The sequence below is a fragment of the Pseudogemmobacter sp. W21_MBD1_M6 genome, assembly GCF_052119585.1.
GTDB lineage: Bacteria > Pseudomonadota > Alphaproteobacteria > Rhodobacterales > Rhodobacteraceae > JBGQOJ01.
In genome coordinates, this window is the sequence record NZ_JBGQOJ010000026.1 from 1 (window position 1) to 13,912 (window position 13,912).

Annotated in this window: 13 protein-coding genes and 1 pseudogene; all 14 read left to right on the plus strand. The window is 61.1% G+C overall.

Going from position 1 to position 13,912, the window contains the following annotated elements:
- Window positions 1–290: 290 nt before the first annotated feature.
- Window positions 291–389: pseudogene (locus ACEN2R_RS17635) on the plus strand (IS6 family transposase); the annotation flags it as partial.
- A gap of 119 nt (window positions 390–508) precedes the next feature.
- On the plus strand, window positions 509–703 hold the full coding sequence (locus ACEN2R_RS17640) for a hypothetical protein (protein ID WP_442044000.1): 195 nt from the start codon (window positions 509–511) through the stop codon (window positions 701–703).
- 20 nt (window positions 704–723) lie between these two features.
- Window positions 724–1,587, plus strand: coding sequence for an FAD binding domain-containing protein (locus ACEN2R_RS17645; RefSeq protein WP_442044001.1), 864 nt, complete (start codon window positions 724–726; stop codon window positions 1,585–1,587).
- Window positions 1,584–2,060, plus strand: coding sequence for a (2Fe-2S)-binding protein (locus tag ACEN2R_RS17650; RefSeq protein WP_442044002.1), 477 nt, complete (start codon window positions 1,584–1,586; stop codon window positions 2,058–2,060). Before ACEN2R_RS17645 ends, ACEN2R_RS17650 begins: the two co-directional genes overlap by 4 nt.
- A gap of 1 nt (window position 2,061) precedes the next feature.
- Entirely contained in the window at window positions 2,062–4,320 is a 2,259-nt protein-coding gene (locus ACEN2R_RS17655) for a xanthine dehydrogenase family protein molybdopterin-binding subunit (RefSeq protein WP_442044003.1), read from the plus strand.
- Window positions 4,308–4,553 (plus strand): MoaD/ThiS family protein, encoded by a 246-nt coding sequence (locus ACEN2R_RS17660; protein ID WP_442044004.1) that lies wholly within the window; start codon window positions 4,308–4,310, stop codon window positions 4,551–4,553. Before ACEN2R_RS17655 ends, ACEN2R_RS17660 begins: the two co-directional genes overlap by 13 nt.
- A gap of 662 nt (window positions 4,554–5,215) precedes the next feature.
- Window positions 5,216–5,911: a FadR/GntR family transcriptional regulator gene (locus ACEN2R_RS17665; protein ID WP_442044005.1), complete on the plus strand. Its 696-nt coding sequence runs from the start codon at window positions 5,216–5,218 to the stop codon at window positions 5,909–5,911.
- Entirely contained in the window at window positions 5,901–6,890 is a 990-nt protein-coding gene (locus ACEN2R_RS17670; protein WP_442044006.1) for an ABC transporter ATP-binding protein, read from the plus strand. Before ACEN2R_RS17665 ends, ACEN2R_RS17670 begins: the two co-directional genes overlap by 11 nt.
- Window positions 6,887–7,969 carry an ABC transporter ATP-binding protein gene (locus ACEN2R_RS17675; protein WP_442044007.1) on the plus strand — a complete coding sequence of 361 codons (1,083 nt, stop codon included), beginning with the start codon at window positions 6,887–6,889 and terminating at the stop codon, window positions 7,967–7,969. The genes ACEN2R_RS17670 and ACEN2R_RS17675 overlap by 4 nt, the downstream gene beginning before the upstream one ends.
- On the plus strand, window positions 7,966–9,471 hold the full coding sequence (locus tag ACEN2R_RS17680; RefSeq protein ID WP_442044008.1) for an ABC transporter substrate-binding protein: 1,506 nt from the start codon (window positions 7,966–7,968) through the stop codon (window positions 9,469–9,471). Before ACEN2R_RS17675 ends, ACEN2R_RS17680 begins: the two co-directional genes overlap by 4 nt.
- Before the next feature lie 64 nt (window positions 9,472–9,535).
- On the plus strand, window positions 9,536–10,480 hold the full coding sequence (locus tag ACEN2R_RS17685; protein WP_442044009.1) for an ABC transporter permease: 945 nt from the start codon (window positions 9,536–9,538) through the stop codon (window positions 10,478–10,480).
- Entirely contained in the window at window positions 10,480–11,355 is an 876-nt protein-coding gene (locus ACEN2R_RS17690) for an ABC transporter permease (protein ID WP_442044010.1), read from the plus strand. Before ACEN2R_RS17685 ends, ACEN2R_RS17690 begins: the two co-directional genes overlap by 1 nt.
- A gap of 18 nt (window positions 11,356–11,373) precedes the next feature.
- On the plus strand, window positions 11,374–13,161 hold the full coding sequence (locus ACEN2R_RS17695; protein ID WP_442044011.1) for a gamma-glutamyltransferase family protein: 1,788 nt from the start codon (window positions 11,374–11,376) through the stop codon (window positions 13,159–13,161).
- Window position 13,162: 1 nt separating this feature from the next.
- Entirely contained in the window at window positions 13,163–13,912 is a 750-nt protein-coding gene (locus tag ACEN2R_RS17700) for a DUF1028 domain-containing protein (RefSeq protein WP_442044012.1), read from the plus strand.

Here is a 13,912-nt window from a genome sequence, read left to right on the forward strand (position 1 = left end):
GCGGGATGGAGCAGCCCGGTAGCTCGTCAGGCTCATAACCTGAAGGTCGTCAGTTCAAATCTGACTCCCGCAACCAATTTAATCAAATAAAACAGTGACTTACACAGCGCCCCAAGGGGCGCTAAACGTGTTTCAAAATTTGAGTCACCACCTGGTCACCAAAAATGGCCAACGCGATGCAAGCTGATTCTCAGTCACCGCAAGGCGGCATCGACAATCAGATTTAGCCGGACGGCATTGTCAGAGGAAACTGGCTTGAGCTGGGCCGAACGTCGGCCTAGCCTTGCCGAATGACAAAACGCAACCCATTTCGCTACTTCAAAACCAGCCCTGAGGTGCTCCGCCTGGCGGTGATGATGTACATCCGTTTTCCTCTTTCACTGAATAGCCCCTAGATTTGTAGATGCCTTGCTTGGTAACTTTGGAAGCAAGGAGGACGAGATGTCCACGAACAAATTCACTGACGAGTTCAAGCGCGATGCGGTCGCTCAGGTTGTTGATCGGGGCTATGTGCGAACTTAAAGATGATTCTGTCTTCGAGAACGGAAGCACCCTGATCCTGCTGGGCCATGCTTGTGAAATGTGGCTTTGGCTGGCTGTCAGTGCTAACAAGAAGAAAGTGAAATGGCGCGCCAAGGCCGCCCTTTTGGCGGGGACGCACTGCCAGTTTCTCCTTTGGGTTTGGCAAGAATTTGCGATTTGATTTGGAATGGGGTGACCACGATGCGATATGAGAAACCCGCGACGGCAGAGGAAGCCGTACGTCTTTTGGCAAACGAGCCGGGCGTTGCCCGCGTGCTGTCGGGCGGAACGGATATCCTGGTGCAGCTTAAGGCAGGGATCATTGAGCCGGATCTGATTGTCGACATCAAAAGCCTCGACCAGATCAAAGACATCCTCGCTGAGGACGGGGGTTTCAGAATTGGCGCTGCCGTCTCTGGCGCTTCGCTCGGAGAGCACGAGGGCGTTGCCGCGCTTTGGCCGGGGGTCGTCGAAGCCTTCGAATTGATCGGTTCGACGCAGGTGCAGGGGCGGGCGACGATGGCCGGAAATCTGTGCAACGGGTCGCCTGCGGCAGACAGCGTTCCCGCCATGGTCGCCGCGAACGCAACGGCGCGCATCGTGGGGCCGGACGGTGTTCGGGACTGTCTGGTGCAGGACATACCCGTCTCGCCGGGCCGTATCTCTTTGGCAAAGGGCGAGATCGTGACCTCGATCTTTTTGCCCGCACGCCCCGCACGCGCCGCAGACGCCTATCTTCGCTTTACACCTCGCACGGAAATGGACATTGCCGTAGCTTCAGCCGCTGTCAGTCTGGAACTTGACGGAGGCGGCACATGCATAGCGGCGCAGATCGCACTTGGAGCAATCGCGCCGACTGTCGTGTTGGTCGATGCCGCGTCCAGATGCATCATCGGAACAAAGCTTGATCTGGTCGCGCTGGAGGCCTTGTCGGCGGCCTGTTCCGCCGCGTGCAATCCAATCGACGACAAGCGTGGAACCATCGCGTTCCGCACCCAGGTTGTTGGCGTTCTGGCCAAACGGGCCGCGTTGATTGCCTATAAACGAGCAGGAGGCCGCTCATGAATACCCTTCACATTTCGACCACGGTGAATGGCGACCAGACTGAATTTGTCTGTGCACCGGACGAGACATTGCTGGATGTGCTGCGAAATCGTCTTGGGCTGACCGGCGCAAAAGAGGGCTGCGGGACCGGCGACTGCGGCGCCTGTAGCGTGACGCTGAACGGGCGCCTTGTCTGTTCGTGTCTGGTTCTGGGGGTAGAGGCCGACGGCGCTGAAATAGGCACGGTCGAGGGGCTGGCAACAGGCGATCACCTGCATCCCTTGCAACGTAATTTCATTGACCATGCCGCCCTGCAGTGCGGGATCTGCACCCCCGGCATTCTGGTTGCGGCAAAGGCCCTGCTTGAAAAAAATCCGGACCCGACCGATCAAGAGATCAGATACTGGCTTGCGGGAAACCTGTGCCGCTGCACCGGCTATGACAAGATCATAAAAGCCGTTCAGATCGCAGCAGCCGAAATGAGGGGTGCATAAGATGGCTTTGGATTCAAAGGTGAACCGCGTGTTCAAAGTGGTCGGAACCCGCCCTCCGCGCCCCGATGGCGTCGAAAAGGTGACCGGACGTGCGATGTATGGTGCCGATGCGACTGCACCCGGCATGCTGGTGGGGCGCATTCTGCGCAGCCCGTATGCTCATGCCATCATTCGGTCCATCGACACCTCTGCGGCAGAGGCACTGAAGGGGGTCAAAGCGGTTGTCACGGCTGCAGATTTCGGAGTGCCCGATGATCTGTCAATCCGTGATGTGCAGGACAACTGCATGGCGCGGGGAAAGGCGCTGTATCATGGCCACGCCGTTGCCGCCGTCGCCGCGACCACCGCAGCCGTAGCCGCGCAGGCGTTAAAGTTGATCCGGGTGACCTATGACGTCCTGCCTCATGTCACGGATGTGGACGAGGCGATGCGCGCGGGCGCGCCGGTTGTTCAGGCAGGGCGGGTTCTGGAAAACGTTGCGGCGGGATTTTCGGAAAATGTGACAAGCCAGTGCGAATTCGGGCACGGCAATCTGGAGGCGGGCTTTGCTAGGGCCGACAAGATCATCGAGCGCAGTTTTACCACCGCCGCGACCCATCAGGGATATATCGAACCGCATGCCTGCCTTGCGTCGATGTCGTCGGACGGACGGGGCGATTTGTGGTGCTGTACGCAGGGCCAGTTCTATGTCCGCACCCTGTGCGCCGAAATCATGGGTATGGACGCCAGCCAGTTGCGGGTGACAGCTTCGGAAATCGGCGGTGGGTTCGGCGGCAAGACGACGGTGTTCATCGAACCGGTGGCCCTTGCCCTGTCCCGCAAATCGGGGCGGCCTGTCAAGATCGTGATGACCCGCGACGAGGTGTTCAAGGCGACGGGGCCGACGGTGTCGTCCTCTATGGATGTAAAGATCGGCATGACCAGGGATGGTCGTATCACCGCTGCGCAAGCCCGTCTGCGCTATCAGGGCGGCGCATTTCCTTCGGGAACTGCGGCGATGGGGGCCCAAAGCGCCTTTGCCTGCTATGATCTTGACGCGGTTCAGACTTTGGGTTGGAACGTGCTGACCAATCGCCCGAAAGAGGCCGCCTACCGCGCGCCCGGTGCCCCGATGGCGATATATGCTGTCGAAAGCGTTGTGGACGAGCTGTGTCAGGACCTTGGCCTTGATCCGCTGGACGTCCGGCTGAAGAACGCCGCTGCCAAGGGAACGAAGTCGTCCTATGGTCCGACCTTTGATGACATCGGTCTTCGGGCCACGCTTGAGGCGGCAAAGGCGCATCCGCATTACTCCGCCCCCCTTGGTCCAAATCAGGGGCGCGGTCTGTCCTGCGGATTCTGGTTCAATTTCGGCGGGAATACCTGCGTGTCATTGAACATCAATACCGACGGCACGGTAGGGATTACCGAAGGCAACCCGGATATCGGCGGCTCTCGGGCGGCGATCAGCCAGATGGCGGCGGAGGAGCTTGGCATTCCCTACGACAAGGTCAGGACGATCATCGCCGACACCAATTCGCTTGGCTACAACGACGTGACCGATGGCAGTCGCGTCACCTTTTCAGTAGGCCTTGCCACGATCGAGGCGGCGCGGAACGCGATCAAGGTGATGTGCGGGCGGGTTGCGAAAATCTGGGGCATCGATGAAGACGCTGTAATGTGGGAAGAGGGATGCGCCAAGCCATCGGGCGCGAATGCAGGCAATTTTGCCCCGATGTCGATCAAGGAGATCGCGGCGATCTCTGCCAATACCGGCGGCCCGATCGCAGGTCACCACGAGGTCAATGCAGACGGCGCGGGGGTAAGTTTCGGTGTGCATCTTGCGGATGTCGAGGTTGACCCGGAAACCGGCGCGACCAAGATCCTGCGCTACACGGTGTTTCAGGACGCTGGAAAGGCCGTGCATCCCGACTATGTCGAGGGCCAGATGCAAGGCGGAGCGGTTCAGGGGATCGGCTGGGCGCTGAACGAGGAATACATCTACGGCAAAGATGGATTGCTGCAGAATGCGGGCTTTCTTGATTACCGGGTGCCTGTCGCCTCGGACCTGCCGGACATCGAAACCGTCATCCTTGAAATCCCGAATCCGGGTCATCCTTATGGCGTGCGCGGGGTCGGCGAGACGCCGATCGTGCCGCCCTTGGCCACATTGTCAAACGCGGTTGCCCGCGCCATCGGGAAGCGCATGTTCGAACTGCCGATGTCGCCGCCAAAGCTGCTGAAGACGATCGGGCAAAAGGGGTCCGCATGGTCAAGGTGACGATCTGGGGATCATTGCGGTCTGCCACGGATGGACAGGGTGAAGTCGACGTCGATGCGAGCAATTTCAAGGAATTGCTGGACCGTCTGGCGACCCAATACCCCGGCCTGAAACCGCAAATCGAACGCGGCGTGTCGCTGGCATTGGATGGCAAAATCTACCGCGAGGCATGGTTTACCGAAATCGGGCCAGAGAGCGAAGTGGTCCTCATGCCCTATATGACAGGCGGGTGATAGTCGGCGACTTCGCTGTGACCCAACTTGGTTTCGGGCCAACCGCAGCACATCTGGTTGTTCGAAATTTGATCGATGTTTCAGTCGCAGTAGATTATGGGCGCTTCGCGCCCTGAGCTGCGCCTCCGGCGGGGAAGTTTTGTTTTGGGGTTACCTGCGAGAACGCCATTAATAGGTGTAAGCAGAACAACGATTGCAATTTCTGGGGCCATTTTGTCCAACCTTAACCGGACAATCCGGCCATTCATCTCACAAGTATTCTATCGAATACCATGATGCGGAGTATGAAGTAGCGCGTTAACTCTGGAAGACCTGAATATTCTGACGACGAAGTCCCAAGGATCCGTAACTGCCGCCTATGCCCCGTTGATTTCGCCGATTTCTGACGTGTGACGGGCTTGTTGATGCCATGGGAGGGCATCCGCGCCGTCAACAAAGTCTCCCCTGCAGTTGAGGGTGTACCAATTAAAAAAGGTTCACGTGCGCTGCAGTTGAACAGCGGAAAGCCAAGAAACCCTTTCGACGACGACTAAATATTAGCCATATTGATTAAATTAATGCCATATTTTTATGACCATGTTCGGAATTCTAATTTTTCCCTTGCGTGATTTGCGATCTGTTGTGAACGTGTACCAATAAGAATTGGTGCAAAGGAATCCTTGGTGTCGGAACAAGACAACTCCAGCCTCGCCTTCGAGCGGCTTCGCGAGATGCTTTGCGAGATGCCGCAAACGGGCGACGTGAAGCTTCCGACCGAACGCGCGCTTGCCGAAGCGCTACGGATCAGCCGCCGCTCGGTCCGGCGCGCGTTGGAGGTGCTGGAGGCAGAGGGTTTGGTCTGGCGGCGGCAAGGTGCTGGCACATTTGCAGGGCCGCGACCTGATACGCTTATCGACACACCCGCTCCCGAGGCTAACCTCACCGAAGTGATGGAGGTTCGCCTGCGGATCGAACCGCATCTGGCCCAGCTTGCAGCGCTGCGCGCCGGGGCCGAAAGTGTGGAGCGGATGCGTGACATTCTGTCCCGCCTCGAAGTCACCGAGGATGCTGACGGCCGTGAGCTTTGGGATTCCGCCTTTCACCGCGAAATTGCGCGAGCAGCGGGCAATCGCTTTTTTCTGATGATCTTTGACACGATCGACCGGTCCCGCCACGAGGAAAGCTGGCGCGCGATCCGCGAACAGGCCCGCAACCGCCCGAACCTTGAACGATACAAGGGCCAGCACCACGAGATCGTCGAGGCGATTGCGGCCCATGACCCGGTGCGCGCCGGAGAGGCGATGCGCGCGCATATCAAGGCCGTCAACGATGGCGTTCTGAACCTTACAATGATGGAGCAGCCCGCCGATGCGCCTTGAACCCGTGCTGGACATCCGCGACCTCTCTATCCGGTTTCGCGGACAGACGATCGACCTGATCGATGGGGTAAGCCTTTCGATCGATCCGGGTCGGACGCTGTGTCTGGTGGGCGAGTCGGGCTGCGGCAAATCGGTGACCTCGCTGGCCATCATGGGGCTGCTGCCGAAGCAGGCCGCACAAGTGACCGGGGGACAGGTGTTGTTCCGGGGGCAGAGCCTGTTGACGCGCCCCGAGAATGAGATCGAGGATCTGCGCGGCAACCGGATCGCGATGATCTTTCAAGAGCCGATGACCAGCTTGAATCCCATCTTCACCGTTGGCCATCAGGTGGCCGAGGCGGCGCGGCGACACAGGGGCTGTTCTGCGCCAGAGGCGCGCGACCGGGCGTTGGAGATGTTCCGCAAAGTGCGCATTCCGGCTGCGGAAAAGCGGCTTGACGACTATCCGCACCAGCTTTCGGGGGGGATGCGACAGCGCGTGATGATCGCCATGGCACTGGTGAACGATCCCGAATTGCTGATCGCGGACGAGCCGACGACGGCGCTTGATGTCACGATTCAGGCGCAAATTCTTGACCTGATGCGAGAGCTTCAGGAGGAAACCGGCGCGGCGCTGCTGATGATCACCCATGACCTGGGTGTCGTGGCCGAGATCGCCGACGACGTGGCGGTGATGTATGCGGGCCGCGTGGTCGAAAGCGGCCCGGTGGCACAGATATTCGACGATCCGCAGCATCCCTATACACTGGGGCTCATGGGGTCGATGCCCGCCATATCCGGTCGTCAGGGGCGACTTTTGACCATTCCCGGTTCGGTCCCCGGCCCCGATGCGATGCCGCCGGGCTGCCGTTTCGCCTCGCGCTGTCCTTTTGCCGATACAGGCTGCGACGCTGGTCGGCCACCGTTGACCAACATGACCAACGGACAGCGGGTGGCCTGCTTCCGCGCGCCCCTCGAACGGATGGCGGCAGTGGCATGAGCGATATCATCCTTGAAACCCGCGGCCTTGAACGGCGGTTCGAACAGGGCAGGGGCCTGTTCCGCACCCCGACGGTCATTCACGCGGTCAACGGCGTATCGCTTCGGATCAGGCGGGGCGAGACCTTTGCCATCGTCGGGGAATCCGGCTGCGGAAAATCCACGCTTGCGCGGCTTTTGCTGCGGCTGATCGACCCGAGTGCTGGCGAGGTGATCTATGACGGCACACCGCTGACCGATCTTTCGCCCGCCGAAATGCGGGCAAAGCGGGCCGAGATGCAGTTCATCTTTCAGGATCCGTTCTCGTCGCTGAACCCGCGCATGACGGTCGAGGCGATCATCGGCGAGCCGTTGCGCGTCCACACGACGCTTGGCACCGCGCAGCGACGTGCGAAAGTGGCGGATCTGATGGTGCGCGTCGGCCTGCGCCCCGAGATGGCCGACCGCTTTCCCCATGAATTCTCGGGTGGGCAGCGACAGCGCATTTCCATCGCGCGGGCGCTGGCCTCAGGGCCGAAACTGCTGATCGGGGACGAACCTGTTTCGGCGCTTGACGTGTCGGTTCAGGCCCAGATTGTCAACTTGCTGGAGGATCTGAAAGCCGAGTTCGGGCTGACGCTTGTTGTCATCGCGCACGACCTTGCGGTGATCCGGCACATGAGTGACCGCGTCGCGGTGATGTATCTGGGCGAGGTGGTCGAACTGGCCGGAACCGAGGCGCTATTCACTGCGCCGCGCCATCCCTACACACAGGCGCTGCTTGCCGCGATTCCGGTGCCGGTGCCGGGCGGGGCCAAGGGGCGCAAGGTGCTTGGGGGGGATATGCCGTCGCCTGCAGCGCCACCGCCGGGCTGCCTGTTCAGCACGCGGTGCCCCTATGCGACCGACATCTGTCACAGCACCCGACCGACGCTTTCGCAAGGCCCGCATCACGTGGCCTGCCACCACTGGAACGACCTGCCGCCCCCCGTGCTTCCGCTTGCGGTAGCAGGGCACCGCAGCGCCGCAGCCGAAGCACGTTTTGCCCTGTGGCGGCGTGCAACGCAAAACGGAACCCCCAGCAAGGAGACTATCAAATGATCACGAAAAAGCTGCTGACCACGCTACTTGCGTCGGTTGTCATGGCCTCTTCGGCCATGGCCACCGATCTGCGAATAGGCCTTCAGGAGGATCCCGATGCGCTTGACAGCGATCAGGCGCGGACCTTTGTCGGGCGCATCGTGTTTGAATCCCTCTGCGACAAACTGGTGAACATCACCCCCGCACTCGACTTCGTGCCAGAGCTTGCCACCTCGTGGAACTGGTCCGAAGACGGCAAGACGCTGGTGATGCAGTTGCGCACCGATGCGACGTTCCACGATGGCACCCCGTTCAACGCCGAGGCGGTGGTGGCCAATATCACCCGGTCCAAGACCCTGCCCGAAAGCCGTCGCAAGTCAGAGCTGACCTCGGTCGAGACGGTTACGGCGACCGGCCCACACGAGGTGACGTTCAACCTGCAATCCCCCGATGCAACGCTGATTGCGCAGCTGTCCGACCGCGCGGGCATGATGGTGTCGCCCACCGCCGCCGCCGAAAAGGGTCTAGAGCTGTCCAATAGTCCAGTCTGTTCCGGCCCCTACAAATTCGTCGAACGCATTCAGCAGGACCGTATAGTTCTAGAGAAATTCGCAGAACATTACGATGCAGATAAATATAGCTTTGACCGTCTGGTCTTTTTGCCGATCCCGGACACGACCGTTCGTCTCGCCAACTTGCGCTCGGGCGATCTTGACATGCTAGAGCGGCTGGCACCGTCCGATGTCGCTGCGGTCAAGGCCGATGGATCGCTTCGGTTCGAGGCCGCCACGAGCCTTGGGTATCAGGGCATTACGGTGAACCTTGCCAACGGCCCTCGTGCGGAAACACCCTTCGGACAGGATACGCGCGTGCGCCATGCGCTGTCGCTTGCCATCGACCGCGAGGTGATCAACCAGGTGGTGTTCGAGGGAACCTATGCGGCCGGAAACCAGCCGTTCCCGCCGACCTCGCCGTGGTATGACGCATCCAACCCGGTGCCTGCGCGCGATCTCGAGGCAGCCAAGGCGCTGCTGGCAGAGGCCGGGATTGACCGGATCGACGTCGAGGTGCAGGTTGCCAACAACCCGGTGCAGTTGCAGCTGATGCAGGTGGTTCAGGCGATGGCAGCCGAGGCCGGTATCGACGTATCAATCAAGGCCACCGAGTTCGCCACCATGTTGCAGGAGCAAAGCGCCGGCAATTATCAGGGCACGCAGGTGGGGTGGTCGGGCCGGACCGACCCCGATGGCAACATCCATTCCTTCGTGACCTGCAAGGGCGGGCTGAACGACTCCAAGTTCTGTTCGGAAGAGGTGGATGCCCTGCTCAACGCCGCCCGCACCTCGACCGATCCGGCAGAGCGCAAGGCGAAGTATGATGCGGCAGGCACGATCCTGAACGCCGAGCTGCCGATCATCTACCTTTATCACCAGACTTGGCTTTGGGCCATGTCGGACGCATTGAAAGGCTTCACCGCTTATCCCGACGGGATGATCCGCCTTGCAGGCGTCTCCAAAGGCTAGCACGCAACCGCCCTGCGCAGCATTGGCCTGCGCAGGGCTTTTCCCCGCATGACCGGATTTGCCCATGCTGACCTATATCCTTCGCCGCATCCTGATTGCGATTCCGACATTGCTTCTGGTGTCCGTCTTTGTGTTCGGGCTTCAGAAGCTCTTGCCGGGCGATCCGATCCTTGTCATGGCAGGCGAAGACCGCGACCCGGCGGTGATAGAGCTTTTGCGCGAGAAATACCGCCTGAATGATCCGATCCCGATGCAATATCTTTACTGGCTGGGCGATGTCGTCAGGGGCGATCTGGGAATTTCGCTGCGCACCAATGAACCCGTGCTTTCGCTTATCGCCTCGAAACTGCCGGTCACGATCCAGCTTGCGATCATGTCGATGATTTTTGCCGTGCTTATAGGTATTCCGGCGGGCATTCTATCTGCGGTGCACAAGGGCACCTGGGTGGACTGGCTGGCAAATGTGGTGGCGCTTTCGGGCCTTTCCATCCCGAATTTCTGGCTGGGGATCATGCTGATCCTTTTGGTTTCGGTCAACCTTGGCTGGCTGCCCGCCTCCGGCTACGAAAGCCCATGGGTCGATCCGGTCAGATCGTTCCAGACGATGCTGATGCCGGCCTTTGTGCTGGGCACGGGGCTTGCCGCCACGCTGATGCGGCACACCCGGTCCGCGATGCTGGGGGTCCTTCAGGCCGATTACGTCCGCACCGCCCGCGCCAAGGGTCTGCGCAACCGCGTTGTCGTGCTCAAACACGCTTTCCGCAATGCGGTTCTGCCGGTTGTCACGCTTCTGGCGCTGCTTTTTGGCGAGCTTCTGGCAGGCGCAGTGCTGACCGAACAGATCTTTACCATTCCGGGCTTTGGCAAGCTGATCGTCGATGCCGTCTTTAACCGCGATTTCGCCGTGGTCCAAGGCGTTGTGCTGTGCACAGCCATCGGATTTATCGCGATGAACCTTGTGGCCGATGTCGCCTATGTGCTGCTTAACCCCCGTTTAAGGACCAACTGATGCCTGCCGCCAACACTGCCACCGCCATCGCAGGTCCGCAACGGCGCCAGAGCCGGGCGTGGAAAAAGCTGCGCTCGAACCGGAGCGCCCTGCTTGGGGCCGCCATCGTGCTTGTCTTCGTGACGCTGGCGGTGCTGGCACCGGTCCTGCCCATCGCCGACCCGATCACCACCAGCTGGACCGCCATCCGCAAGCCGCCCTCCACGCTCGCGTGGTTCGGCACGGACGAGCTGGGGCGCGACGTCTTCTCGCGGATGATCTGGGGCGCGCAGGCCTCTTTGCTGGCGGGTGTCGTTTCAGTGATGATCGCAGTGGCGGTGGGGGTGCCCTTCGGTCTTGTTGCCGGCTATTTCGGCGGCTGGACCGATGGCGTCATCAGCCGCGTCACCGATGCGCTTTTGGCGATGCCGTTCCTGATCATGGCTATTGCGCTGGCGGCGTTTCTGGGGCCGTCGCTGACCAATGCCATGGTTGCCATCGGCCTTTCGGCGGTGCCCGTCTTTATTAGGCTGACCCGCGGTCAGGTTCTGGCCGTGAAGATGGAGGATTTTGTCGAAGGTGCGCGGGCTATCGGCCTTGGACACGGAGCGATCATGTTCCGCTATATCCTGCCCAATGTGCTGGCACCGATCCTTGTGCAGGCGACGCTGACCGTCGCAACGGCGATCATTGCAGAGGCGTCGCTGTCGTTCCTTGGGCTGGGCCAGCAGCCGCCCGCGCCAAGCTGGGGATCGATGCTGAACATTGCCAAAAATTTTCTGTCCCAGGCCCCATGGATGGCCATCTGGCCGGGTGCCGCGATTTTCCTTGTGGTTATGGGATTCAACCTTATGGGCGACGGGCTGCGCGATGCGCTGGACCCGCGCGAACATTGACTGTCCGGGAGTAGACACATGACATCATTCACCACCCGCCCCGAGATTCTGGGCCGCTTCGGGGTTGTCACCTCGACCCATTGGATTGCCTCGGCTGTCGGAATGAAAATCCTGGAACAGGGCGGCAATGCCTTCGATGCCGCCGTGGCCACCGGCATGACCCTTCAGGTGCTGGAACCGCATCTGAACGGGCCGGGCGGGGATATGCCCGCGCTTGTGTATTCCAAGGCCAAAGGCAAGATAGAGGTAATCTGCGCCCAAGGCGCCGCGCCCGCAGGTGCGACGATCGAACATTACCGCGCCGAGGGGCTTAAGGTCATCCCCGGTGACGGGCTGTTGGCCACGGTCATTCCCGGTGCCTTCGACGGCTGGATGCTGATGCTGCGCGACTATGGTCGCCTGTCGCTGGCAGAGGTGATGGCCCCCGCGATCTGGTACGCCGAAAACGGGCACCCGATGCTGCCTCGCGTATCCGCCACGATTGAGGGGTTGGGCGATTTCTTCAAAAAGGAGTGGCCAAGCTCGTATCAGACCTGGCTGCCCGGCGGGGCGGCCCCCGCACCCTATTCGAATTTCTGCAACCCGGCGCTGGCCGAGACGTGGAAGCTGATCGTGCAGACCGCCGAGGCGAAACGCGGACGCGAAGCCCGGATCGATGCGGCGCGGGATGCTTTCTATAGGGGGTTCGTCGCCGAGAAGATCGGTGACTTCCTTGAAACCGCCGAGGTGATGGACGCCTCAGGCAGCCGCCATCGCGGCGTGCTCTCGATGGAAGACCTCGCCGGCTACTCTGCCAATATCGAGGCCCCGGTGACCTATGACTACCACGGATGGACCGTTGCTAAATGCGGGCCCTGGACGCAGGGACCGGTCTTGCTTCAGGCGCTGGCGCTGCTCAAGGGGATCGACCTTGCGGCGATGGACCCGAATGGGGCCGACTTCGTCCATAATGTGGTCGAGGCTAAAAAGCTCGCCTATGCCGACCGCGAGGTCTATTACGGCGATCCCGACCATGCCGAGGTGCCGCTGGATGTGTTGCTGTCCGACAGCTATAACGAGGCCCGTCGCGCCTTGATCGGCGACAAGGCCAGCTTCGACCTTACCCCCGGCACCGTTCCCGGTTTCGAGGGCCAGCGCACGCGCACATTGGCGATGCTGGACGCGATCTCGGCAACCGATCAGACGGTTTATGAGCCGACGATGGCGCATCTGTCCGAGAAAAAGGGCGACACAGTGCATATCGACGTGATCGACAACGAGGGCAACATGGTCTCCACCACCCCCTCGGGCGGCTGGCTGCAATCCTCGCCCACCATCCCCGGACTTGGCTTCTGCCTGAACAGCAGGGCGCAGATGTACTGGCTTGAGCCGGGGCTGCCCACCTCGTTGCAACCGGGCCGACGCCCGCGCACCACACTTACACCGTCAATGGCATTAAAGGACGGTCAACCACAATTGGCCTTCGGAACACCCGGCGGCGATCAGCAGGACCAATGGCAACTCGCCTTCTTCCTGCGCTATGTCCACTTCGGGATGAACCTTCAGGAGGCGATTGACGCGCCGCTCTTTCACACCAGCCATTTCCCGGCGAGTTTTTATCCGCGAGCCCGCCAGCCCGGTATGATTATGGCCGAGAAAAGCTTTGGCCCTGCCGTTCTCGACGACTTGCGCGCGCGCGGCCATCTGATCACCGAGGCCGAGGAATGGACCGTGGGCCGCTTGACCGCCGCCCGGCGTGATCCTGATGGGCTGTTGCGCGCCGCAGCCACCCCCCGCCTGATGCAGGCCTATGCGATCGGACGCTGACATGACCTATTCCATCGTCGCCAGAGACCCCGTAACCGGCCATTTCGGCATCGCTGTCGCCAGCCGCTTTTTCGCCGTGGGCGCCCTTGTTCCGCACATCCGCGGACGGGTCGGGGCAGTAGCCACACAGGCGTTCGTCAACCCCACCTACGGCCCGGACGGGCTGCGCCTGATGGATGCGGGCGCCCCGCCCGAGGCAATCGTGCCGATTTTCACCGGGCGGGATGACGGCCACCCGAACCGCCAGTTTCACCTGATCGACGCACAAGGCCGCAATGCCGCCTTCACCGGGGCGGCCTGCGTGGACTGGGCCGGTCACCGTCTGGCCGAGGGCGTATCGGTGGCTGGCAACATGCTGGAAGGTCCGCAGGTTGTAGAGGAGACACTGCGCGCCTATCAGTCGGCCATGGACAAGCCGCTGGCCGAGCGCCTTTTGATCGCGATGCAGGCGGGCGAGGATGCGGGAGGCGACAAGCGCGGCAAGCAATCGGCCTGCCTCGTCGTCTATCGCGATCAGGACTATGCTTGGCTTGATATCCGCGCTGATGACAATGCCGATCCGTTGTTGGAATTGCGGCGCCTGTATGCCGTCGCGCAGGAGCGGTTCCTGTTGGTGGCCGAGACATTGGCGACCCGCGAAACGCCGCACGGATTGACGGATCGCAGCGAAATCGACGCGCGGATTGCACGGCTGGAGGCCGAGCGTATCGCACGCGGGGAACCCACGGCCTCGCATATGGTCAACAAGTGA

Bases quoted from the DNA above. Each gene is read 5' to 3' on its own strand.
- ACEN2R_RS17685 (WP_442044009.1), top strand. From the start codon at position 9,536: ATGCTGACCTATATCCTTCGCCGCATCCTGATTGCGATTCCGACATTG.
- ACEN2R_RS17645 (WP_442044001.1), top strand. From the start codon at position 724: ATGCGATATGAGAAACCCGCGACGGCAGAGGAAGCCGTACGTCTTTTG.
- ACEN2R_RS17690 (WP_442044010.1), top strand. From the start codon at position 10,480: ATGCCTGCCGCCAACACTGCCACCGCCATCGCAGGTCCGCAACGGCGC.
- ACEN2R_RS17700 (WP_442044012.1), top strand. From the start codon at position 13,163: ATGACCTATTCCATCGTCGCCAGAGACCCCGTAACCGGCCATTTCGGC.
- ACEN2R_RS17660 (WP_442044004.1), top strand. From the start codon at position 4,308: ATGGTCAAGGTGACGATCTGGGGATCATTGCGGTCTGCCACGGATGGA.
- ACEN2R_RS17695 (WP_442044011.1), top strand. From the start codon at position 11,374: ATGACATCATTCACCACCCGCCCCGAGATTCTGGGCCGCTTCGGGGTT.
- ACEN2R_RS17650 (WP_442044002.1), top strand. From the start codon at position 1,584: ATGAATACCCTTCACATTTCGACCACGGTGAATGGCGACCAGACTGAA.
- ACEN2R_RS17675 (WP_442044007.1), top strand. From the start codon at position 6,887: ATGAGCGATATCATCCTTGAAACCCGCGGCCTTGAACGGCGGTTCGAA.
- ACEN2R_RS17670 (WP_442044006.1), top strand. From the start codon at position 5,901: ATGCGCCTTGAACCCGTGCTGGACATCCGCGACCTCTCTATCCGGTTT.
- ACEN2R_RS17655 (WP_442044003.1), top strand. From the start codon at position 2,062: ATGGCTTTGGATTCAAAGGTGAACCGCGTGTTCAAAGTGGTCGGAACC.
- ACEN2R_RS17640 (WP_442044000.1), top strand. From the start codon at position 509: ATGTGCGAACTTAAAGATGATTCTGTCTTCGAGAACGGAAGCACCCTG.
- ACEN2R_RS17680 (WP_442044008.1), top strand. From the start codon at position 7,966: ATGATCACGAAAAAGCTGCTGACCACGCTACTTGCGTCGGTTGTCATG.